Consider the following 1,127-nt stretch of genomic DNA (forward strand, 5'->3'; position numbering starts at 1 on the left):
GTATGCGCATGGCGCGATATGGGCTAACTCCAAGGGCATGCTGAAAGATCGGGTAAGTGCGCTGCGTGAAGCCAATATTTATGAAGAACAGGTCTACCGGCATATTGGTGATGCAGTTCGGCTGATCACCTTGGACAACGATATAGCAACGGTTCAGTCCAATTTTATGGTGGTACGCACCATGCACACCGGGGATATTCATCTGTTTGCTACGGGCATGTACCTTGATCGCATTCGCATCCAGGGAGATACAGCCTTGTTCGAAGAGCGCATCGTTGTTTGCGACAGTCAGAAAATTGATACTCTGCTGGCGATTCCGCTGTGATGAATCAACGCCCGACCATTGCAATGCCCATAGGTGACCCGGCTGGTATCGGGCCAGAGGTCGTTTTAAAGGCTCTCATGGAAGAGTCACTGTATGGGCAAATGGACCTCATTGTTGTCGGTGAGGTTGAACCACTCAAGCGCCATATTGAAGCTTGCCAGTTACAGCTATCAGTCGGTGAAGGCTTCATTTCCCTGCCCAATGGTCGACAGGTTCCGCTTCATATAGTTCCAGCACTAGAAGGCCAGAGCTGGCAGTTCGGGGAGGTAAGCTCCGTGACAGGCCTGGCCTGCTATCGCTATGCAAAAGCCGCGATTGAACTGGCGATGAGTCAGTCAGTCACTGCCGTTGTTGCAGCACCTCACACAGAAGCTTCTGTTAACGCGGCTGGAATCCATTTTCGGGGCTATCCAGGCTTGGTAGCAGAGTTGACGGGTACCCCGGCCGATAAGACGTTCCTGATGTTGATGTCACCGGTCTATCGGGTGGTGAATGTTACGCTCCACGAGCCCTTGAAAGAGGCTCTTATACGATTGGATGGACCTTTAATCCTAAACGCCTTGCGAGCGACACGAGATGCGCTCATTGCCCTTGGCTTGCCAGGGGGGCGCATTGGCGTTTGTGGATTAAACCCCCATGCTGGTGAGGGTGGCTTGATGGGGGCAGAAGAGGGACTTTTCATTCGATCGGCAATAGGCGATGCGGTTGAAGAGGGTATTAACGCCTATGGGCCCTATGGGGCTGATGCGCTGTTTGCCGATCGTGAGTTCGATGCCTATCTCGCCATGTACCACGACCAGGG

At 53.1% G+C, this 1,127-nt stretch carries 2 protein-coding genes; both read left to right on the top strand.

Annotated elements, in window-relative coordinates:
* A partial coding sequence (locus tag V6D20_15930; GenBank protein ID HEY9817269.1) for an aromatic-ring-hydroxylating dioxygenase subunit beta occupies positions 1-325 on the top strand: 325 nt, incomplete at its 5' end.
* Positions 325-1,127 (top strand): 4-hydroxythreonine-4-phosphate dehydrogenase PdxA (locus V6D20_15935; protein HEY9817270.1); only part of this gene is annotated, 803 nt, incomplete at its 3' end. The genes V6D20_15930 and V6D20_15935, both read left to right, overlap by 1 nt.

Source organism: Candidatus Obscuribacterales bacterium, from assembly GCA_036703605.1.
GTDB lineage: Bacteria > Cyanobacteriota > Cyanobacteriia > RECH01 > RECH01 > RECH01.